At 62.6% G+C, this 19,929-nt stretch carries 19 protein-coding genes and 1 pseudogene; 17 read left to right on the plus strand and 3 right to left on the minus strand.

The annotated features are described in order from the left end of the window. From EOB59_RS02965 to EOB59_RS02990, 6 genes are all read left to right on the plus strand, one after another. The coding region (locus tag EOB59_RS02965) for a type I secretion C-terminal target domain-containing protein (protein WP_164895562.1) at positions 1 to 1,607 on the plus strand (1,607 nt) is incomplete at its 5' end. Positions 1,608 to 1,667: 60 nt separating this feature from the next. Continuing rightward, a complete protein-coding gene (locus tag EOB59_RS02970; RefSeq protein ID WP_127270682.1) occupies positions 1,668 to 2,039 on the plus strand; it encodes a hypothetical protein in 372 nt (123 codons plus the stop codon). A gap of 32 nt (positions 2,040 to 2,071) precedes the next feature. Beyond that, positions 2,072 to 2,830: a transglycosylase SLT domain-containing protein gene (locus EOB59_RS02975; protein ID WP_127811344.1), complete on the plus strand. Its 759-nt coding sequence runs from the start codon at positions 2,072 to 2,074 to the stop codon at positions 2,828 to 2,830. Between the two features lie 93 nt (positions 2,831 to 2,923). Continuing rightward, a complete protein-coding gene (locus EOB59_RS02980; RefSeq protein ID WP_127809453.1) occupies positions 2,924 to 4,123 on the plus strand; it encodes an ABC transporter substrate-binding protein in 1,200 nt (399 codons plus the stop codon). Between the two features lie 21 nt (positions 4,124 to 4,144). Beyond that, a complete protein-coding gene (locus EOB59_RS02985) occupies positions 4,145 to 4,861 on the plus strand; it encodes a thermonuclease family protein (protein ID WP_245481875.1) in 717 nt (238 codons plus the stop codon). A gap of 151 nt (positions 4,862 to 5,012) precedes the next feature. Then, on the plus strand, positions 5,013 to 5,765 hold the full coding sequence (locus EOB59_RS02990; RefSeq protein ID WP_127396970.1) for a GGDEF domain-containing protein: 753 nt from the start codon (positions 5,013 to 5,015) through the stop codon (positions 5,763 to 5,765). A gap of 58 nt (positions 5,766 to 5,823) precedes the next feature. Here EOB59_RS02990 and EOB59_RS02995 read toward each other — a convergent pair whose 3' ends face one another. Continuing rightward, positions 5,824 to 7,371: a GMC family oxidoreductase N-terminal domain-containing protein gene (locus EOB59_RS02995; protein ID WP_164895563.1), complete on the minus strand. Its 1,548-nt coding sequence runs from the start codon at positions 7,369 to 7,371 to the stop codon at positions 5,824 to 5,826. Positions 7,372 to 7,414: 43 nt separating this feature from the next. Then, positions 7,415 to 8,092, minus strand: coding sequence for an FCD domain-containing protein (locus EOB59_RS03000; protein WP_013529856.1), 678 nt, complete (start codon positions 8,090 to 8,092; stop codon positions 7,415 to 7,417). Between the two features lie 202 nt (positions 8,093 to 8,294). On the opposite strand from EOB59_RS03000, the gene EOB59_RS03005 reads away from it, so the two are divergent. From EOB59_RS03005 to EOB59_RS03045, 9 genes are all read left to right on the plus strand, one after another. Next, the gene (locus EOB59_RS03005) at positions 8,295 to 9,923 is read left to right on the plus strand and encodes a choline dehydrogenase (RefSeq protein ID WP_127396971.1); all 1,629 of its coding nucleotides are present in this window, start codon (positions 8,295 to 8,297) and stop codon (positions 9,921 to 9,923) included. 289 nt (positions 9,924 to 10,212) lie between these two features. Continuing rightward, on the plus strand, positions 10,213 to 11,364 hold the full coding sequence (locus EOB59_RS03010; RefSeq protein WP_027039500.1) for a cupin domain-containing protein: 1,152 nt from the start codon (positions 10,213 to 10,215) through the stop codon (positions 11,362 to 11,364). 80 nt (positions 11,365 to 11,444) lie between these two features. Further along, positions 11,445 to 12,578, plus strand: coding sequence for a hypothetical protein (locus EOB59_RS03015; protein WP_128287611.1), 1,134 nt, complete (start codon positions 11,445 to 11,447; stop codon positions 12,576 to 12,578). Between the two features lie 6 nt (positions 12,579 to 12,584). Next, positions 12,585 to 12,995, plus strand: a complete 411-nt coding sequence (locus EOB59_RS03020) for a RidA family protein (RefSeq protein WP_013529860.1) — start codon at positions 12,585 to 12,587, stop codon at positions 12,993 to 12,995. A 26-nt stretch (positions 12,996 to 13,021) separates the two neighbouring features. Further along, entirely contained in the window at positions 13,022 to 13,642 is a 621-nt protein-coding gene (locus EOB59_RS03025) for a glutathione S-transferase family protein (protein ID WP_013529861.1), read from the plus strand. Then, positions 13,642 to 14,571, plus strand: a complete 930-nt coding sequence (fhmpcd1, locus tag EOB59_RS03030; RefSeq protein WP_128287684.1) for a 5-formyl-3-hydroxy-2-methylpyridine 4-carboxylate 5-dehydrogenase — start codon at positions 13,642 to 13,644, stop codon at positions 14,569 to 14,571. The genes EOB59_RS03025 and fhmpcd1 overlap by 1 nt, the downstream gene beginning before the upstream one ends. A 130-nt stretch (positions 14,572 to 14,701) precedes the next feature. Beyond that, positions 14,702 to 15,532 (plus strand): ABC transporter ATP-binding protein, encoded by an 831-nt coding sequence (locus tag EOB59_RS03035; RefSeq protein ID WP_127320950.1) that lies wholly within the window; start codon positions 14,702 to 14,704, stop codon positions 15,530 to 15,532. After that, entirely contained in the window at positions 15,529 to 16,344 is an 816-nt protein-coding gene (locus EOB59_RS03040) for an ABC transporter permease (protein WP_127809458.1), read from the plus strand. The genes EOB59_RS03035 and EOB59_RS03040 overlap by 4 nt, the downstream gene beginning before the upstream one ends. Before the next feature lie 39 nt (positions 16,345 to 16,383). Beyond that, positions 16,384 to 17,394: an ABC transporter substrate-binding protein gene (locus EOB59_RS03045; protein WP_127397075.1), complete on the plus strand. Its 1,011-nt coding sequence runs from the start codon at positions 16,384 to 16,386 to the stop codon at positions 17,392 to 17,394. Between the two features lie 38 nt (positions 17,395 to 17,432). Here EOB59_RS03045 and EOB59_RS03050 read toward each other — a convergent pair whose 3' ends face one another. Continuing rightward, positions 17,433 to 17,858, minus strand: a complete 426-nt coding sequence (locus EOB59_RS03050; RefSeq protein WP_128287612.1) for a hypothetical protein — start codon at positions 17,856 to 17,858, stop codon at positions 17,433 to 17,435. Positions 17,859 to 17,958: 100 nt separating this feature from the next. Between EOB59_RS03050 and EOB59_RS03055 the strand changes: the two genes are divergently transcribed. Beyond that, complete coding sequence (locus EOB59_RS03055; protein ID WP_127397073.1) at positions 17,959 to 18,987, plus strand: BMP family protein; 1,029 nt, start codon at positions 17,959 to 17,961, stop codon at positions 18,985 to 18,987. Positions 18,988 to 19,064: 77 nt separating this feature from the next. Beyond that, positions 19,065 to 19,929, plus strand: a pseudogene (locus EOB59_RS35895) (ATP-binding cassette domain-containing protein); the annotation flags it as partial.

The raw sequence follows: 19,929 nt of genomic DNA on the forward strand, positions 1-19,929 counted from the left end.
ATACGGTGACCGACGCCCACGGCAACACCACCACCGGCTCCATCCTGGTCGACATCGTCGATGACGTGCCGACGCTTGGAGCTTTCACGCCAGGGACGATCCCCAACGAGGTCGGATCCGTCAACGGTTTGTTTGACTTTGTGGCGGGAGCCGACGGTGTCAACCATTTCAACATCACAGGTCCGGCGATCGCGGGGGTTAGCTACAGCACGGCAGTCCAGGCTGACGGAACGACGGTGCTGCTGGCCGAAACCTCCACGGGGACTGACATCTATTCACTCACCTTGCATCCAGATGGTACCTACGCCTTTGCGCTTATCACACCCGATGCAGCAACAACGGTAACTCAAACGCTCACGGGGCTGTCGCCGGGTGGTCCGACACCTTTCCTTGAAACATCGGATGGCCTGATCGAGTTCACCGGTACTGGCACGGGCGTCAATTCTTCGACACAGGGCTTCGGTGTCGCCGATCAGTTTATCGAGAAAGATGAGAACTTCACCATGGAGTTTCACACCTCCGCAACCGCGGGGGATGACGCACCGACGCTGAATCCGAAGTTCATAGGCAGCCTCGATTTCGCGGCAAGCGGCAACAGCTCGGGCTCTGTATCGTGGATCGCAACCAATTCCGTCACCGGCGAGACCCGTAGCGGAACGGCGACAGTTACGAACGGACATCTGGTCATCGATCCTTCGATCGACTTCAACCTAATTTCCATAACCGGTGATGCTGGTTCGAAAATCAGGCTGTCCGCCGTCGACATCTCACAAACGATACTGCCATCCGACACCACGTTGCATTTTCAAGTCAGTGCGGTCGATGGTGACGGTGACGTTAGTGCAACCCAGTCCTTGGACATCCACCAGGTAGCTGCAAGTTCGGGTGGATCCTTTACGCTGGCAGGGTTTGCGGGCACCGTGAACGACGTGATCGCCGGCAGCACCCACGCTGACACGATCTCAGGCGGAGCCGGCACCGACATTGCCGACTATACCGGGAGCGCGGCGATCTCGATAAACCTGACAGATGCAGGTGGCGCCGCCGGTGTTCATGGCACCCCCAGCAATCCGAGTGATGGCAACATCACCGGGGGCGATGCCACGGGAGATACGCTGACTGGCATCGAGGGCTTGATCGGCGGTTCCGGCGATGACTATCTCTACGGAAACTCCGGCGCCAATTACCTGGCCGGCGGATTGGGCAACGACACGCTCAGAGGCGAAGGCGCCGCCGATCAAAGTGTCGGCGCCGGCAACGACCTGCTGGTCGGTGGTGCCGGGAGTGACACGCTCACCGGCGGGACGGGCACTGACACGTTCAGACTTGAGAACCTCGACATCAAGGATCTGATCACGGACTTCAATGGCGGCGACGGCGACAAGATCGACCTGACAGCCCTGTTCGACTCGGCTCCTGCGAATGTCGGCAACTTCGTCAACTACGACGCAGGGACCGGCGTGCTGAGTGTCGACACGAGCGGATCGGGAGATCCGGCCAATTTTGTCCAAGTGGCGGAACTCACGAACCACCTCGCTGCCAACACGATCACGCTGCTCTACGACGATGGCATAACCCAGCATCAGACAACGGCAAACGTGGTGTAACGCCATAGCGCACAACCACGTGACTATGTTATACGTCGCTAATATCTAGGGGAGCTCAATATGAAACGTTCTGCAAGACTGCTTGTTTCCGCTGCGACGCTGTTGCTGGCAGTCGGGTCGACGGGGTATGCCGCCGACATCATCGACGGTCCGACGGGCGACTATTGCCGTGTCGTCGGCACCTCCAACCTGGTGCTGAACGACAACATCGTCGATCTGAAGCAGGAGGTTGTGAAGTTGATGGACGAGTCGGTTGCCGTCGCCAACAGCTCGGAGTGGATCAACTCGTCGCGGCCCGTCTTCGTCTGGGCGTCGGAGGCCAAGGTCGCTTGCGGCAAGGCCTATGGCTACCTGAAGACGAACTACAAGGACGAAGACTACCTCAACAAATGCGAGTGTTTTCACGATCGCATGGTCGAGTACATGCACTGACCGGATAGGCGAACCCACGCCTGTTGGCCATCATGACAGCCGACGGATCCTTCCTGAAGGCGGTCGCGGGCGCGATCGTGTTGTTTGGCTTTGTCCAAACGGTCACGCCGGCCAGTGCCAACTGGCTGGAACGACCATCCGTGAAACCACAGCTTTCGTCCGGACTGAAGCAATCGGTGCGCTGTGATCCGGCCACGGAGTGGACCCGGCAGGCTTTCAAGGCATTTGCGAGTTGCCAGGCATCGATCTATGGCCTGGAGCCGATGCTGGCGCATGCGGTGATGGAGATCGAAAGCGGCTTTGATCCCGACGTGCAAGGCGGCGACGGCGAAGTCGGCCTGATGCAGGTGATGCCGGCGACCGCCAGGATGCTCGGCTTTCGAGGTTCCCTGGACGATCTGAGCGCGCCGGCGGCCAACATCGCGCTGGGGGTCAAATATCTTGCACAGGCCAACAGGCTGGCCGCGGGCGATCTGTGCACCACCGTCATGAAATATCGCGCCGGGCACAATGAAAGCCGGTTCTCGGCCCTTTCGGTCCGCTACTGCCAGCGTGCGCGGGCAATCCTGGCAAGGGAAGGCTTTGAAGTGACCGGGCCTTTGCCGGTGGCGACGTTCGGCTTTTCCGCATTTTCGCCGGGCGGAGAGGGCGGAGCCCCTGCCCAGGCAAAGGGCGTCTGCGTGCGCCGCGTGTTCGTGCCGGGGCCGCGATACATGAAATGCGCCGACTATCGAAGTGCCGGGCAAGCAAGGCAGATCAGGACGCTCAGAGGCAGGCTTTTCGGCGGCTAAAAGAACTACAGACGGCACTGCAAGTCCGCCGTAACATGCGTTGAAGACCAGACCGGGAACAATATCCGGCGGCACATAGGGGTGGGAGCATTCATGGAAGCTGGCCGACAGGTCCACTGTCCGCGGACATGGGCAATCGCCTTGGCGCTCGCCGCGATCTTATCGGGCTGCCAGTCGAAGGGCGGCGTGTCCGAAGTGCTCGATCCGGCGGCGATTGCCGCGCCTGCCGGGCAGAATGGCGCCGCCGGTGCCGGTCCCGTCCAGGCGACCCAGTCGCTGGGCACCGGTTCGACCAAAGTCACGATGCTGCTGCCGTTGTCCGCCCCCGGAACGGCCGGGGAAAACGGCAGGAAGATGCTCGATGCGACCAAGCTGGCGATGACGGATATCGGCAACGGATTGCTGACGCTGACGATAGAGGACACCAAGGGCGACAGCACGCAGGCCAGCAAACTGGCAGTAACGGCCATTACGACGGGATCGAAAGTCGTCATTGGCCCGACCGAGCTGCCGGCAGCCCAGCATATTGCCACGCTTTCGGGATCGAAGCGGCCACCGGTTCTGGCGCTTGCCGACAATTTCGCCGGCGGCGCCGGGGTTTATGCCGTGCTCCTTGGCGAGGCGGACAGCGCCGCAGCCGGCGCCGCGGGACTGGCTGCGAAAGGCAGCAAGAAGTTCGTACTGCTTGTCGCGGACGGTCCAAACGCCGGCGCCATGGAGAAGCGGGTCGCAAACAGCCTCAGCATCTACGGCGCGGCGCTTGCGGTCACTCTCCGATATTCTGCCGGCGATGGTGGCGCGAAGGCGGTCGACGAAATGGGCTCACTCGTGGACGCCCCCGACGCCGTCATTGTCGCCAGTGGCAATGGCAGTCCGGCGCCTATCCTTGCCGCCCTCAAATCGAAGGGCATTCCGGGAAAGACCATCTCCGTCGTCGGAACGAACCGTTGGCTGGAGCACCCCATGGATCCGCTCTTCGAGGGGGCGTTTATCGCCACGCTCGATCCAAGTGAAACCGGGCCGATCGCCGACCGCTTCAGGACGACATACAACTATCCTGCCGACGTCAACGTGGCCTATGCCTATGATATGGTTGCCTTGACGGCAGGGATTGCCAGCGCGGTCGGGCCTGATGGTTTCAGCAAGAAAGTTCTCGAAAATCCAAACGGCTTTCGTGGCTCGACCGGCCTGTTCCGGTTTCGGGCCGACGGATCCAGCCAACGCTCGATGCCGTTCTATCGGATTGAAAAAGGTGCGCTCAAGCTGGTTGCCAAATCGACGTCGGGTTTCTGACCGGCGCAAATCCCCGAGATCTTGTTCAAGCTGATGGCTAGGCCGGGCCGCAGCCGCTTGGCGATCGCGCTCGGAAGCTTCCTGCTTCTGGCCGGTATCCTGCTGATCATTCAGGGCGGGGCGTTGCTTTCGGTCGATCGGCCTGTCCGTGCCCCGTCGCCGGATGTTGGCGATACCCGGCCTATCCGGCCGGTTGCCCCGGTTGCCGGCGCGCAACGCCTGGAGCCGGCGCGCAAGGTTGCTCAAGACCTGATCGCTCCGCCACGGCTTGATCCCGCTGAGATCGAACGGGCCGAGCCCCGTCCGCCACTAAGCGAGCTCGGTCTCGCCGTGCCCCCGAAAACGCCAATGCCCGGGGATTGGCGGGAGGTCTTGCTCTACCGCCCGATCGCCACATCGTCGGCGATGTTCGAAGCCATGGGCCGCAAGGTGGTCATCAGCGGAGTGCGAGGCATCGATCTCGACAGCTCCTGCTCGTTTCATGACGTCATCTGGCCTTGCGGCGTGCGCGCCCGCGCCGTTTTCAATTCCTGGCTGAGGGGACGCGCGCTGCACTGTTTCGTACCGCCGGACGTCGAGCGTTTTGCCGTCGCCGCACCATGCAGGCTGGGCAAGCAGGATGTTGGCGCCTGGCTTGTCTCCAACGGCTGGGCCACGGCGCTGCCGAGCGGCATCTACGGCAAGGCGGAGGCGACAGCCCGAAAGGCTGGGATGGGCATATTCGGCCCGGCGCAATAGCCTGCCATTCATTCCCTGATGTTTTGTTTGTTAACCGCCACGGGCGCAGCCTTGATGGGGTCATCGCGCAATCGATTAAATTGCAAGCTTCCTTGAAACTGAAATTGCAACACACCGGCCTTATACCAGCCCAACCACAGGAGATCGGCCAGTGATAAAGACTATGGCGAGCACCACCGACCAGGCATGGAAAAGCGTCGCTTTGCTGACCTTTCTGGGAACCGCTGCAATCCTGGGCGTTTCCGTCGGCCTCAATTACCTGCTCCTGTTCTCCGAGGCGCTGACGCCATTTGGGCGCAGCATGATCACGGCAATCCTGTTGCCCGTTGTCCTTGGCGTTCCGCTTTTTCTGTTCGTTGGATTGAAACAGATCGAGCTTCGTCGCTATCGCCGGGAACTCGACAAGTCGGCAACCTTCGACACCATGACCGGCTGCCTGAACGGAGCGGTCTTCACGTCGATGGTCGAAAAAAGAACGGCACGGCCGTCGGTGCCGGGGCCGAAATCGGGCGCCTTCCTGGTCATCCATTCGGAACATCTGCGGTCCATCAACCTGCGCTTTGGTCTTGAATGGGGCGATCAAGCCTTGCGGCTCATAGCCTCGACCATACAATCGTCGGTGCGCGCGGAGGATCTGGTTGGACGCATGGGGACGTCGATGTTCGGGGTTTTCCTCGCCGGCGCGACCGAAGCAGAAGCCAGGGAAATCGGCGAGCGTATCAGTGCGCGCATCGCGCAAGTCTATTTCGCGCCAAAAGGGACGGAGGATGCCCTGACCGTCAAGGTCGGCGGCGTGGTGTTCGAAAACCAGGTGGAGTTCGCGGACATGTTCCGGTCCGCCGAGCAGCGCATGGCCGGCGTCCAGGACGGAGCCGCGTTTGAACTGACGCATCTCCATAGCTGACCGTCGCTGGGAACCAGAGCCATTCGGAAACCAGGGGAACTGTCGGACGCGGCCGCGGTTACGCTGAGGACGGGGTAGCCCGTGAAGACGCCGCCCAGGTTTCGGCGATGGCGACGATCGCGGCGTTGATCGGTCCGCTCGGGATCGCCGGCATCACCGAGGCGTCTACGACAAAGGCATTGTCGAAGCCGTTCAGCCGCAAGTCAGGATCGACGACGGCCTCAGTGTCACGACCCATCCGGCAGGTGCCGGCCGGATGGTGATGGGTGGAAGCAGCCCTGGCGATGAAAGCATTGAGTTCGGCATCGGACTGAACCGGTGCACCTGGCAGGATCTCCGTATCGCGCCATTCGTCCAGGGCCGCATGATGGCCGACCATGCGCGCCCGCTTCAACGCCATCCTGAATGTCGCGCGATCGTGTTCGGTTTCGAGGTAATGCGGGTCGATGACCGGCGCATCGTTGCGGCTCGGGCCGCTCGGTGTGATGCGCCCGCGGCTTGTTGGATGAGTGACGCCGCACAGGATGGTAAAGGCCGAGCCATAAAGCGGGGTCTTCAGGCCCTCGGCCGCCGACGGCGCGACGACGCAGGCGAGCACGATATCGGGACTTCCCGTGGAGCGGGTCGGGTCGTCGCTGTGCAGGTACATCAGCGATTCGGAGTGCTGCAGGCGGGAGGGCGGCACCGGCTTCTTCGTGCTGTAGACATTGCCGAGAGCCAGCAGATGATCCTGCAGGTTGCGGCCGACATCGCCGCGATCGGCAAGGCAACGTATGTCAGCTTGCTTCAGCGTATCGGGACAGCCAATGCCCGACCGCATGAGGATGAGCGGCGTGGATACTGCGCCGGCGCAAAGGACGATCCGGTCGGCGGACAGCGTTCCGGTCTCACCCTCGCACACCACGCTCACGCCCGTGATCTTGTGGCCGTCCAGCACCAGGTGCTCGACCTCGTGGCCGGCAAGCAAGGTCAGGTTCGGCCGCGCCATGACCTGCAACGACAGATAGGCGTCGGCGACGCTCAGGCGCTTGCCGTCACGTATGTTGAGTGAATTGGGACTAGTGCCGACCAGTTCGCCGCTGTTGTGGTCGCTCAGGGCGGGAGCACCCATGGCGCGCCCGGCGGCGATGTAGGCCCGCACGACCGGACTGACCTCGGCGTCCGGCAGATAGACGTCCAGCGGGCCACACTTGCCGCGTGTCGGCCCGTCGAAGGCAGTGAAGGCTTCGCTGCGGATGAAGCCCGGCAACAACCCCCGATAGGACCAGCGCTCGCCGCCAGCTTGCGCCCAGGGTTCGAAATCATCGGCATGGCCGCGGACATAGGCCATTGCATGCAGGCAGCTCGAGCCGCCGACGATCCTGCCGCGCGGCCATTCATGGACGCGGTTGGCGGTGAAGGGCTGGGGCACGGTCCGGTAGCTCCAGTCGTAGGCGCGGCCCTGGAGCATCGTCCATTTCAGCGGATCGGCGATGTCGGGATCGGCCGGCATCGCCCCGGCCTCGACGAGGCCGACCTGGCACGACCGGTCTTCACTGAGCCGGCTGGCAACAACCGAGCCGGCGGATCCCGCACCGATCACCAGCACGTCGAAATGACGTTTCAATTTGAAATTCCCCGCACAGGCTCACTATCGGAAGCTGATACGATCACGCGGCAAAGGCGCCGGCATTCGACCGTTCCATGATCTGTCTCTGCACGGACAAAAGGTGCGCGCGCATTGCGGCCTCTGCCGCTTCGGGATCGCGCTGCGAGATCGCCTCGGCGATCAGGCGATGCTCGCCGTCGCGGTGGGCGATCCGCTTGGGGCAGGTGGGGGCTGCGGTGCGCGCAACCTTCACCCGCGCATCGACGCCGACCTGGCGCAGCATCTTGTAGAATTCCGCGGCGAGATGGTTGCGGGCCGCGGCAACGATCGCGAGATGGAAAGCGAAGTCGACCTCACCCGACGGGGCGTTCTCCGGCGTGGTTGCCGCGTCGAGGATCCGCGCCGTCTCGAAAGAGGAGGCGCGCAGCGACGCCAGTCGGGCAAGGCCCGGCTCCATGATCAGGCGCAATTCCAGGACCTCGATCGGATTGGTTACCCTGACCAGTTCCTCGCCATATCTCGGAAGGGCGGTCGGCGCCCGCCTGGCGCGCGCCGGTTTGAGGTCGCCCGAAAGGCGCAGCACTTCAAGCGCCTTGCGAAGCTGATGGCGCTTGACGCTCAGATGTTCCGCAAGATCGCGCTCGGACGGAAGCTTGCCGCCGCCCTGCTGCAACTGGCGGACCGCGGCGATGATGTCGTCGAGATCCGATGGTCCGACCTGCGGCTCGAATGCGCTCAAAACCAAATCTCCTGTCCGATCGGCAGACCGCCGACTCAACGTCCGGCATCATATTGTGACACGAAAGCCTGTTCGACGGCACTCAACCAATTCAACCAATCTACAGCTGTACGCAATGGTTGACAACACCAGTTGCGCGATGGTTGACTGCCCATGTCGACGGTTGCCATCGCGGCGGGCCGTTTTCTCCCGAGGATCACGCATGCCGGCTGGCGAAACCTTTGACTACGTCATTGTCGGTGCGGGATCGGCCGGCTGTGTGCTGGCGAACCGGCTGAGCGAGGACCCTGCCGTATCGGTGCTTCTGCTGGAGGCGGGGGATTGGGACCGCGATCCGATGATCCACATCCCGCTCGGCTGGGGCAAGATACTGACCGAGCGCCGCCACGACTGGATGTATTTCTGCGAGCCCGAGGCCAATGTCGGCGGGCGCAAGGTCGAATGCGCGCGCGGCAAGGTCATCGGCGGCTCTTCCTCCACCAACGCCATGGCTTATGTGCGCGGCAATCGCGGCGACTACGATCGCTGGGCGGCAAGCGGCCTGACGGATTGGTCGTTCGACAAGGTGCTGCCCTACTTCAAGAAGCAGGAGCGCTGGGAAGCGGGGGAAAGCCGGTACCGTGGTGGCAGCGGGCCGCTGAACACCCAGTTCTGCCGGTACAAGGACGAACTGATCGATGCCTTCGCCACAGCCAGCCGTGATGCCGGATACCCGCAGACCGACGACTATAACGGAGCCATACAGGAAGGCTTCGGCCGGCTGCAGATGACAATTGCGAACGGCCGCCGCTGCTCGACCGCGACCGCCTATCTGCGGCCTGCCATGCGCCGCGGCAACGTCAAGGTGCTGACCGGCGCGATGGCGACGAAGATCCTGCTCAGGGATGGCCGTGCAACGGGCATTGCCTACACCAGAGGCGGGGCGAGCCATGAAGTTCTGGCGCGGCGCGAAGTCCTGCTTGCCGGCGGCGTCATCAACACGCCGCAGCTGATGATGCTGTCAGGCATAGGCGACAGCGGTGAGCTCGCGGCGCATGGCATCGAGACGAAGGTCGATCGTGCGCAGGTCGGAAAGAATTTGCAGGACCACGTTTCGGTCATCCTGATGTATCGGCGCAAACAGCCGGGACCGTTTCTCAAGATGATGCGGGCCGATCGTATCGGGCTGGATTTCGTCAAGACCTATCTCACCGGAAAGGGCTTTTCGGGAGATGTGCCTGGCGGCGTCGTGGCATTCCTGAAGAGCGACGCAAGCCGGCCGCTGCCGGACGTGCAGCTGCTTTTCACCGCCGCACCGCTGGGGGCATGGCCTTACATGTCGCCGTTCAAGGCGCCGTTCGCCGACGGCTTTGCGACCCGTATCGTTGCTGTGCAGCCGGAGAGCCGCGGCAGCGTCAGGCTGGCGTCGAGCGATCCGGTCGCCGCGCCGCTGATCCATCAGAATTTCCTGTCCTCGCAGCGCGACTGGCAATCGCTTCGCGCCGGCTTTCGCGTTGCCCGCAACCTTGCCAGCCAGCCGTCCATGACCCCGTTCGTGGGCGCAGAGTTCTTCCCCGGCCCGAAATGCGAGAGCGACGAAGAGATCGACGAGCATATCCGCAAGACCTCGATCACCGTGCATCATCCGGCCGGCACGTGCCGCATGGGCGTCGATGCGGCATCGGTGGTCGATCCGGAATTGCGGGTGCGCGGCATCGCCGGACTTCGTGTCGTTGACGCCTCGGTCATGCCCGACCTCGTCTGCGGCAACATCAATGCGGCGGTCATCATGATCGCCGAAAAGGCCGCGGATCTGATCCGCAGCCGCGCTCAACAGAGCGTGGCGGCCTGATAGAGGCGGCCGGAATACAACCAAAGTCTTTTGGTTGAGACTGAAAAACTGCGTTGGTTGGACTGTCATGCGCGTCCGCATGGCCGTGGCGAAGCGGTTTCACGCCCTTGTTGCGAGCTGTATCTCGCGATTTCTAGGCTATTTTGCCTATTTCTAGGCATTTGCCTCCCAAAAATGCACCTCAACCAAAAACTTATAAAATTCGCAATTTGGCTATTGTCGAGCAAAACCAATGCGAATACGGTTGAGTTGGTTAGAAGTATTTTCTTCGTGACGAGAGGTGTCCGATATGTCCCTGGCGCAACCAGCTAACGATGTGCTCACCAACAAGAAGGCAGCACTCAAGGGCCTCTATGACGCCCTCTACGCAAAGAACATGTTTCCGTTCTGGGCGACGTCGGAAGGCGTCGATCATGACGAGATCAAGCAGCTGATGGCGACGTCGAAGGCCGTTCCCTTCGTGTGGTCCTATTCGGACATCGAGCCGCTGCTGCAGCGCGCCGCCGAACTGGTGACCATGGACGACAGTGAGCGCCGTTCGCTGATCCTGGTCAATCCCGGTCTTGCGCCCAAGCGTGCATCGGTCAGCACCATGTACACCGCCTACCGCCTGAACGATCCCGACGAGATCATGCCGCCGCACAAGCACTCGCCGAGCGCCATCCGCTTCGGCCTGACCGGCAAGGGCAACTTCACCGGCGTCGAGGGCGAAGACGTGGTCTTCGGCCCGGGCGACATGGTGCTGACGCCCAACGACGCCTGGCACAATCATGGCACCGTCGGCGGCGAGCAGGCGGTCAACCTGTCGGTGCTCGACCTGCCGCTGGTCGAAACGCTGCATGCCGTCCATTTCGATCACAAATACACCGAGATGGTCGATGGCAAGGAAGTCGAGAAGAAGGTGCAGACCGCCCGCTATCCCGGTGACTACTCACAGCGCATCTATGGCGAGGGTGGCCTGATGCCGCGTTTCGTCGACCACAAGCGCGGCGGCGGCCTGTCGTCGCCGATGTATGTCTATCGCTGGGAGAAGATGGAAGCGGTCCTCGACGCCCACAAGGATTGGGATGGCGACCCCCATGAAGGCATCGTCATCGACTATGTCGATCCGACCACCGGCGGACCCGTCTTCCACACCATCAATTTCTACGTGCAGATGCTGCGCCCCGGCGAGAAGACCTTGCCGCAGCGCGAGACCGCCAGCCTGCTCTTGGCGCCGTTCCGCGGCAACGGCCATTCGATCATCGACGGCAAACGTTATGACTGGAACCAGTTCGACACCATCGCCATACCTGGTGGTTCCTGGGTCGAGCATGTCAACGGCTCGTCGAGCGAGCCGGTGATCTTCTTCGGCGCCACTGATGCGCCGACGCAGAAGGCGCTGCTCCTCTACAAGCGCTGGGGCCGCAACCAGGCCGGCGATCTGCTCCGCCTCGTCTAGTTTCCGGTCCTTCGGCAAGCACTGTCCCGCCGCGATTGGCGGCGTGGACATCGAAAACGACGCTTCAGCAGCAAGGGCGTATGCATTTGGTTTCGGCGTTCAACACCAAGCAGATCGGCCATGTCGACTGTCCAGGCGGCGGCCAGGTCTGGGTCGATGGCAACATCCTTTATATCGGCCACATGCGGCCGCCGAGCGGCACGACGCTGGTCGATATTTCCGACCCGCGCAATCCGCGCAAGATAGCCACGATCGATGTTCCGCCCGGCTGGCATTCGCACAAGGTGCGCGCCAAGGACGGGCTGATGATCATCAACCACGAGCGCTTTGGTGATGCCGGCCCGGCCGATTTCGGCGGCGGACTGGCGCTTTACGACACAACCAAGCCGGCGCAGCCCAAGCTCATCTCGAAATGGATAACCGGCGGCAAGGGCGTCCACCGCTACGACTTCGACGGCCGTTACGTCTACATCTCGCCGACCGCCGACGGTTATGTCGGCAATATCGTGATGATCCTCGATCTGATCGATCCGGCACAGCCGGTCGAGGTCGGACGCTGGTGGATACCCGGCCAGTGGACGGGTGGCGGGGAAGAATACCCGTGGCATGACTATGTCACGCCGCGCTGCCACCATCCTCTGCGCATGGGCGACCGGCTCTATGTCAGCTACTGGCATCACGGGCTGTTCATCCTCGACATTTCGGACATCACCAAGCCGAAGCTGGTCTCGCACGTCAATTCGAGCCCGAGCTTTCCGCATCCCACCCACACCTGCCTGCCGATCCCACGGCCGCTCAAGGGCCGCAACATCATGGTGGTGGCCGACGAGGATGTCGCCAAACTGCGACCTTCACCGCCGGCCTTCACCTGGATCTACGACATCACCGACGAGACCAACCCGTTGCCGATCTCGACCTTCCAGGTGCCTGGCCTCGACCCGGATGGCGCGCCGCAACCGCCGATGACGGGCTGCCACCAGCCCTCCGAGCGGTTCAATGGAACCGTCATTCCGTTTGCATGGTTCGCGCAGGGGCTGCGCCTCGTCGACATCGCCGATCCGTTCGCGCCAAAGGAAGTCGGCCATTTCATGCCCGACGCGCCGGAGGGGGCGGAGCGTTCCTCGTCCAACGACGTGACCATCGACGACCGCGGCATCGTCTACCTGATCGATCGCATCCGCGGCGTCGACATCATCGAAACCAGCGTTCTCTAGGGGGGTATGTTGAGCGACAGCACGCGAAAATCCGCCAGCCACTACGCCATCGGCAACAAGAACCCGAACCTGCCGTTTCATCCGGCGGTGCGTGCCGGCGATTTCATCTTCGTCTCGGGCCAGGTGCCGAAGGACGAGAACAACAACATGATCAGCGGCACGATCGAGGAAGAGACGCTGGCGACGCTGAAGACCATTGCGCGCGTCATCGCGCATGAAGGCGCGACGCTGTCGGATGTCGTGCGGATCACCACCTATCTCGAGGATACGCGCGATTTCGGTCGCTACAACAAGGCGTTCCTCGAAGGGATCGGCGACGCCGTTCTGGCACGCACGACCGTCGAGGCAAAGGCCGTCATCAACACCAAGATCGAAATGGACGCCATCGTCTACAAGCCGCTCCCGGCGAGCAAGTAGGCCTTGGACACTAGCGAGGAGACGACATGTACAAGCTGTTAGGCCGCCAGACATCAGGCAACGTCCAGAAGGTGCTCTTCATGCTCGAAGAGCTGGGGGCCTCCTACAAGCGCGAGGATTATGGCCGCCAGTTCGAGAACACGCAGACGGCGGAATACAAGGCGCTCAACCCGACCTCCAAGGTGCCGACGCTGGTCGACGGCGACACCGTGATCTGGGAGTCCAACACCATCCTGCGCTATCTCGCGGCATTCGGCGGCGAACAGTTGAATGGCGCCACGCCGGCCGAAAAGACCGAGGTCGAGCGCTGGATGGACTTCCTGCTGGCTGCGGTCAATCCGGGCTACCTGGCGGCCTTCAAGGGCGCCAAGCTCACGCCCGAAGAACAGACCGCCGAATACAAGGAACAAGTGAAGGACCTTGTCGCGCAGCTCAAGATCGTCGACGGCCACCTGGCCGGCAAGGACTTCCTGGCGCTCGGCAAGCTGACCCTTGCCGACATCGCCTGCGCGCCGATCCTGAAGCGCTGCGTCGACTTCAAGATCGACCGGCCGTCAATGCCCAATCTGGAGCGCTGGGTGGCCGCAATCGCCGCCCGGCCGGCCTTCAAGGCGGCAACCACTGCTGCTCCCGCAAAGGCGGCATGATGATCAAGCGCGCCGCTCTCATCGGACTGGGAACGATGGGTCCAGGCATCGCCGCGCGGCTTTCGCGCGGCGGGCTCGATGTGACGGCGTATGATGTTTCGCCAGGGGCAATCGAGCGCGCCCGCGGCATGCTCGATCTCGCCGGCGGCGTGCTCGACCGTCTCGACATCAAGGCGCCCGGGACTGGCGCCGGCAGCGTGCGTTTCGTCGAGACGATCGCCGAGGCCGTCGATGGCGCCGAACTGGTGATCGAGAACGTGCCCGAGAATATCGACATCAAGGCGCAGACCTATCGCGACATCGATCCGCTGATCGGCCCGTCCGTCATCGTCGCCTCCGACACGTCGGGCATCCCGATCACCAAGCTGCAGGCGCATATCTCGCATCCCGAGCGGATGGTCGGCATGCACTGGTCGAACCCGCCGCACATCATCCCGATGATCGAGGTGATCGGCGGCGAAAGGACCGCGCCTGAAACCGTGACTGTTATCCGCGATCTCATCCGCTCGATCGGCCTGCTGCCGGTGGTGGTGAAGAAGGACGTTCCAGGCTTCGTCGAGAACCGCGTGCTCTATGCGCTGCTGCGCGAGGCGGTCGATCTTGTCGAGCGCGGCGTCATCGAGCCGGAAGACCTCGACACCTGCGTGTCGTGGGGCATCGGCTACAAGATCGCGGTCATCGGTCCGATGGCGCTGCTCGATATGGCGGGGCTGGATATCTACAAATCCGTCTCGTCTTTCCTCAATGCCGATCTCTCCAACCGCGACGATGTCGCGCCGATGGTGCTGGAGAAGACAGCTGCGTCGAAGTTCGGCATCAAGTCGGGCGAGGGCATGTTTGCCTACACGCCCGAGCAGACAAAGGCGCTGCAGGGTGAACGGGCGCGCAAGCTCGTCGCGGTGCGGCGCATCCTGGAAGGCCGGGAGTAGCCAATGTCACATGGTGCGCAGAGGGCAGGCCGGTTCGAGGAGTTCCACCGGTCGGCTGTTTGTGTGAAGGGCGCCTTCGCCATCAAGATGGTGCGGGTGCGACAGAAAACAGCGCGCGGGGCGGCAAGCCATGCGCATTGAAACCATCCGGGCCGCCGGCGACAAGCCGGCCCATATCCGCCATGACGATCTGATCTCCGCCAAGGGCGTTTCGGTGGTCATGGCCCGTCAACTGATCCTCAGGAACATCGATCTTTCGGTGCCAAAGGGGTCGTTCGTTTCCCTTATCGGCCCTTCCGGCTGCGGCAAGAGCACCTTGCTCAAGGTGCTGGCCGGGCTGGTGCAGCCGACCCAGGGCAGCGTTTCGATCGCCGGGCTCGCGCCGATCGAGGCGGCGCGCAAGCGGATGATCGGTCTCGTCTTCCAGGACGCCAACCTGCTTCCCTGGAAAAACGCCGTCGACAATGCCTCGCTGCTGCTCGGCATTGCCGACAAGTCGCTGTCGCGCTCGGATCTGCGGGCGCGCGGGCAGGAGATGCTGGAACTGGTCGGGCTTGGCGACAGCGCCCACAAGCGGCCGAACGAGCTGTCGGGTGGCATGCGGCAGCGGGTCGCCATTGCACGGGCCCTGGCGCTCGATCCCGCAGTCCTGCTGATGGACGAACCGTTCGGCGCGCTCGATGCCATCACCCGCGATTCGATGGGCCAGTCGCTGCTGGAGATCTGGCAGCGGACCGGCAAGACGATCGTGCTCGTCACCCATTCCATCGACGAGGCCATCCATCTGTCGCGCCATGTTCACGTGCTGGGGATCAAGCCCGGGCGGATCACCGAGAGCCTCGACATTGCGCTGCCTTATCCGCGCGACCTGTCGGTCACCGAAGATCCGGAGTTCGTCAGGCTGGTGGTCCAGTTGCGAACGATGCTGCGCTCCAGCCATCAACCGGGAGGCGCGTCTTGAGCGACCAACCCATCACCGACCTTTCCGAGCCGCGCCTCGCCTCCAACTGGAGTGCGGCGACCGGCAGCTGGCTTCCTGCGGTCATCCTGCTGCTGGTGACGATCGTGCTGTGGGAAGCGGCCGTGCGGGTCTTTGCCATATCCGCTTTCATTATTCCCGCTCCGTCCGAGATCGCGAAGTCGCTGGTCGCGCAATGGGGCACGCTGATGCAGGCGACGCTGGTGACGGCGGGCGAGATCCTGTTCGGCTTCCTGGTCTCGGTCGTGGTCGGCATCGCCATTGCGCTGCTCATCGTGCGCTTCGATTGGTTGGGACGCGCCCTGTATCCGCTGGTGGTGCTGTTCCAGAACGTGCCGAAAGTCGCGCTCGCGCCGATCTTCATCCTCTGGTTCGGATATGGACTGGCGCCCAAGATCGGCCTGATCCTGGTCATCGCCTTCTTCCCGGTGACGCTCTCCATGCTGGCGGGCATGCAATCGGTCGACCGCTCGCTGCTGTCGCTGATGAATTCGGTCGGGGCCAGCCAGACGCAGATCCTGTTCAGGATCCGCGTTCCGCACTCGCTGCCGAACCTTATGGCCGGAACCAAGATCGCCGCCACGTTGAGCGTGATCGGCGCCATCGTCGGCGAATTTGCCGGGGCGTCGGACGGTCTCGGCTACGTCATCCAGTTCGCTTCGACCCAGCTCGACACGGCGCTGGTCTTCGCAGCGCTGCTGCTCGTTTCCGTGCTTGGCATCGCCTTCTACTACGCCGCCGAAATCCTCGAACGCATCGTGGTGCCGTGGGCGCCGAAATTCAGCCAGTCCTAGGCCCACTCGATCAACCAAATTCATAAAGGGGAACAAAACATGCTGAGACGGTCACTTATCAAGGCAGCTACCTTGGCAGCTTTTGTCGGCGCGCTCGGCTTCTCCAGCGCGGCTCTGGCGGCCGACAAGGTCAACGTCCAGCTCGACTGGGTGGTGCGCGGCAATCACGCCATGTTCTTCGTCGGCAAGGAAAAGGGCTTCTTCGCCAAGAACGACATCGATGTGGCCGAGATCCGCAAGGGATCCGGCTCGCCGGACGCGATGCGGCTGGTGGGCAATGAGAACGCGGATTTCGGGTTCGGCGATCTTCCCACGCTTGCCGTCGCACGGTCGCAGAATGTCCCGGTCGTGGCGCTGGCGGCCGTCAATCAGCACTCGCCGCTGGGGATCATTTCGCTGGCCAAGACGCTGAAGCTCACCAGGCCGTCCGACCTCAAGGGACTGACCATCGGCATTCATCCGGCCGGTTCCACCTACATCTTCTTCAAGGGCTTCCTGGCCGCCAACGGCCTGACCGAAAAAGACATGACGCTGAACAGCGTCTCGCCTCCCTATGAAAGCTATTTGCTGCTGGGCCGGGTTCAGACCGTCGTCGGCTATATCGATGCGGAGGTTCCCGAACTGGAAGCGAAGGCCGGAGGCCCCGGCTCGCTCAGCATCATGATGGGGGCGGACCATGGGTGGAAAGCCTATGGCTCGGGCCTGTTCACCTCGCAGGCGATGATCAAGGACAAGCCGGACGTCGTGCGCCGCTTCGTCAGGGCATACAGGGAGGCCTTCGACTATGTCGTGGCACACCCGGAAGAGGCTGCCGAGATCACCGCCAAGGCGGCGCCCGGCTATGCGGAGAAAAAGGATGTGCTGCTGGCGCAGATCAACGCCGACATCGCATCGACGTTCAGCAGCCCTGACACAAAGGAACACGGTCTCGGCTGGATGACCAAGACGCAGTGGGAGGAGACCCTGAAGACGCTGACGGACCAGGGCGTGCTCAAGGCGGCTCTGTCGGCGGACGACGTCTTCACCGACGCATTCCTGGCAAAAGAATAAGGGGCGCGCGGTGTTCGAACGGAAAGCTCGATGAGCGCCTACCGGCAGACAAAGCTGTCCCGCGCGATGCCGCAGGACACATCACGCTCGCCTTTCGCCGCATCGGTGCGGTCGAGCGTGACCTGCACGCGGGTGGCATATGCGCGGCTCGCCAGACCGCACCACAGCCGCTCGACGGGCAGGTTCTCGCGTTTGTCGTTGAAGATCGTGAACGTGCCGGTCTTCGCATCGAACCAGAGCTCGACGCGGGTTTTCTTGCCCGGCTCGACCGTTGCGATCCCGGCTGAATACCAGTGGGCGAAGTCGGCGTTGCAGGAGAGGCTTTCGCTGCCCGCATTCGAAATCGTCAACGGAACCATGTCGAGCCCGTCAGTGCCGGTGCGGACGGTGACATGGTGCAACTCAACCGCGTTGGCGAAGGACGACAACGCCAGCATCACCGGAAGGGCATAACGGATCTTCACTTTGCCTGAGCTCCATAATGTAATTTTTCCTAGGCAGTCTATCTCGCTTTTGCGCAATAACAATAAGAATATTGATTGGTGAAACAACAGAGAGGGTAACATGTTTAAGCTTCTTAAGAGCAGTGTAAGTGCAGCTATATTGACCGGTGTCTTGATGAGCGGCGCGCTTGCCGGCGAGGTCAAGTCGATCGCCATCCTGACGCCCGAAGAAGGCACGGACTATGGCTGGAACCAGCAAGGCATCGACGCCGCCAAGGCGGCGGGCAAGGCCGCCGGCGTCGAAGTGGTCGTGGCCCAGGGCCTCGGCTATGGCGATGTTCGTCCGACCTTGCGGGAACTTGCCTCCGACGGCGCCAGCCTGTTGATCGCGCATGCCAGCGGCTACAACACCTCGGCGCCCGAAATCGCCAAGGAACTGAAAGTTCCGGTGGCGATCGTCGACACGCCAGCCGGCCTGGAGAAGGGCCTCGTCGCCGACTACACGCTGAGCGGCCACGAGGGTGCCTATCTGGCCGGCCGTCTCGCCGCCAAGGTGTCGCGTTCCAAGTCGGTCGGCATCGTCGTCTCGGGCGAACCGCCATCGTGGAATTCGCAGTCGGCGGCGTTCGCACAAGGCGTGAAGGCGGAAAATCCTGACGTCAAGATCACCTATGCGGTGATCGGCCCTGCCGCCTACAGCGATGCGGCCGGCGGCAAGCGCGTCACCGAAAGCGTGATCGCATCGGGTGCCGACATCATCTTCGGCCAAGGCAACGGTTCGAGCTTCGGCATGCTGCAGGCGGTCGAGACGACCAAGGCAGCCGATGGCGGCAAGGTCTATTTCATCGACGTCATCGGCGACAAGTCACCGATCGACAAGGGCTTCCTGCTGTCGTCGGTGGTGTGGAACATCGAGCCGGTCTATGCGGCCATGATTGCCGACCTGAAGGCCGACACGTTCGGCACCAAACACTATACGATCGGCCTCAAGGACGACTCGGTCAAGCTGCTGAAGACCGCTGCGATCCCGGACAATGCCTGGACGGAAATCCAGGCGCTGCGCGAGGACGTCATTTCCGGCAAGATCAAGGTTGAGCCGGTCTATGACGCGGCCGCCGTCAGGGCATTGATGACCAGCGTCGCCCAGTAAGGCGATCACGGTCGGCTGCCGGAGGGGTGATCCGTTCACCCCTCCGGACGATTCCTGTTTTTTGGTGCTGGGCTTTCATGAGCGGTTTTTCTTCATCGTCCGTTGCAGGGCGCGACATCGTCGCGCTTGAAGGCGTGACCAAACGGTTCCCCGGCATCGTTGCCAATGACAGCGTCGACCTGTCGATCCGCCCGGGCGAAGTGCATGTGCTGCTGGGCGAGAACGGCGCTGGAAAATCGACACTGATCGGCATGTTGTCCGGCCTGCAGCAGCCGGACGAAGGACGCATACTGGTCGACGGCAAACCGACGCCGATCACCTCGCCGCGCCATGCGCTGGCACTCGGCATCGGCACCGTATTCCAGCACATGATGCTGGTGCCGACGCTGACGGTGGCGGAAAATCTCCTGCTTGGCGGGCCGTGGTGGCAGCGCCCCAGGACCGAGGAACTGGCGGCGCGCGTCGCCGAGATCACCGGCACGCTCGGCATCACCGTCAAGCTTCAAGCCAAGGTATCGGAGTTGTCGCTCGGCGAGCAGCAGCAGGTTGAGATTCTGCGCGCGATGCTGCGCAACAGCCGGCTGCTCATCCTTGACGAGTCCACCTCCATGCTGACGCCGAAAGGCATCGACGAACTCGGCGCACTGATGCGCCGCCTTGTCGAGCAGGGCCTGGCGATCGTCTTCATCACCCATAAGCTCAAGGAGGCGGCTGCCTTCGGCGATCGCATCTCGGTGCTGAAGCTCGGCCGCAAGGTCGGCGAGATCCCGCCCGAGCGGTTTCGCGCGCTGGGCGAACAGGAGATCGTCTCGGAGATCGTGGAATTGATGTTCGGCAAGCAGAAGGATGATCCGGAAGCCGTCGAGCGTCCGGTCCGCACTGCCCGAGCAGAAGCGGCCCCGCTGCTTCAGGTCGCAGATCTGGCGGTCGCGCCGACGGGAC

It is taken from the genome of Mesorhizobium sp. M7A.F.Ca.MR.176.00.0.0 (genome assembly GCF_004023165.1).
Classification (GTDB): Bacteria; Pseudomonadota; Alphaproteobacteria; order Rhizobiales; family Rhizobiaceae; genus Mesorhizobium.

Excerpts from the sequence above, each read along its gene's own strand:
- EOB59_RS02970 (WP_127270682.1), top strand. The coding sequence starts at position 1,668 with ATGAAACGTTCTGCAAGACTGCTTGTTTCCGCTGCGACGCTGTTGCTG.
- EOB59_RS02975 (WP_127811344.1), top strand. The coding sequence starts at position 2,072 with ATGACAGCCGACGGATCCTTCCTGAAGGCGGTCGCGGGCGCGATCGTG.
- EOB59_RS02980 (WP_127809453.1), top strand. The coding sequence starts at position 2,924 with ATGGAAGCTGGCCGACAGGTCCACTGTCCGCGGACATGGGCAATCGCC.
- EOB59_RS03005 (WP_127396971.1), top strand. The coding sequence starts at position 8,295 with ATGCCGGCTGGCGAAACCTTTGACTACGTCATTGTCGGTGCGGGATCG.
- EOB59_RS03010 (WP_027039500.1), top strand. The coding sequence starts at position 10,213 with ATGTCCCTGGCGCAACCAGCTAACGATGTGCTCACCAACAAGAAGGCA.
- EOB59_RS03015 (WP_128287611.1), top strand. The coding sequence starts at position 11,445 with ATGCATTTGGTTTCGGCGTTCAACACCAAGCAGATCGGCCATGTCGAC.
- EOB59_RS03020 (WP_013529860.1), top strand. The coding sequence starts at position 12,585 with ATGTTGAGCGACAGCACGCGAAAATCCGCCAGCCACTACGCCATCGGC.
- EOB59_RS03025 (WP_013529861.1), top strand. The coding sequence starts at position 13,022 with ATGTACAAGCTGTTAGGCCGCCAGACATCAGGCAACGTCCAGAAGGTG.
- fhmpcd1 (WP_128287684.1), top strand. The coding sequence starts at position 13,642 with ATGATCAAGCGCGCCGCTCTCATCGGACTGGGAACGATGGGTCCAGGC.
- EOB59_RS03035 (WP_127320950.1), top strand. The coding sequence starts at position 14,702 with ATGCGCATTGAAACCATCCGGGCCGCCGGCGACAAGCCGGCCCATATC.
- EOB59_RS03045 (WP_127397075.1), top strand. The coding sequence starts at position 16,384 with ATGCTGAGACGGTCACTTATCAAGGCAGCTACCTTGGCAGCTTTTGTC.
- EOB59_RS03055 (WP_127397073.1), top strand. The coding sequence starts at position 17,959 with ATGTTTAAGCTTCTTAAGAGCAGTGTAAGTGCAGCTATATTGACCGGT.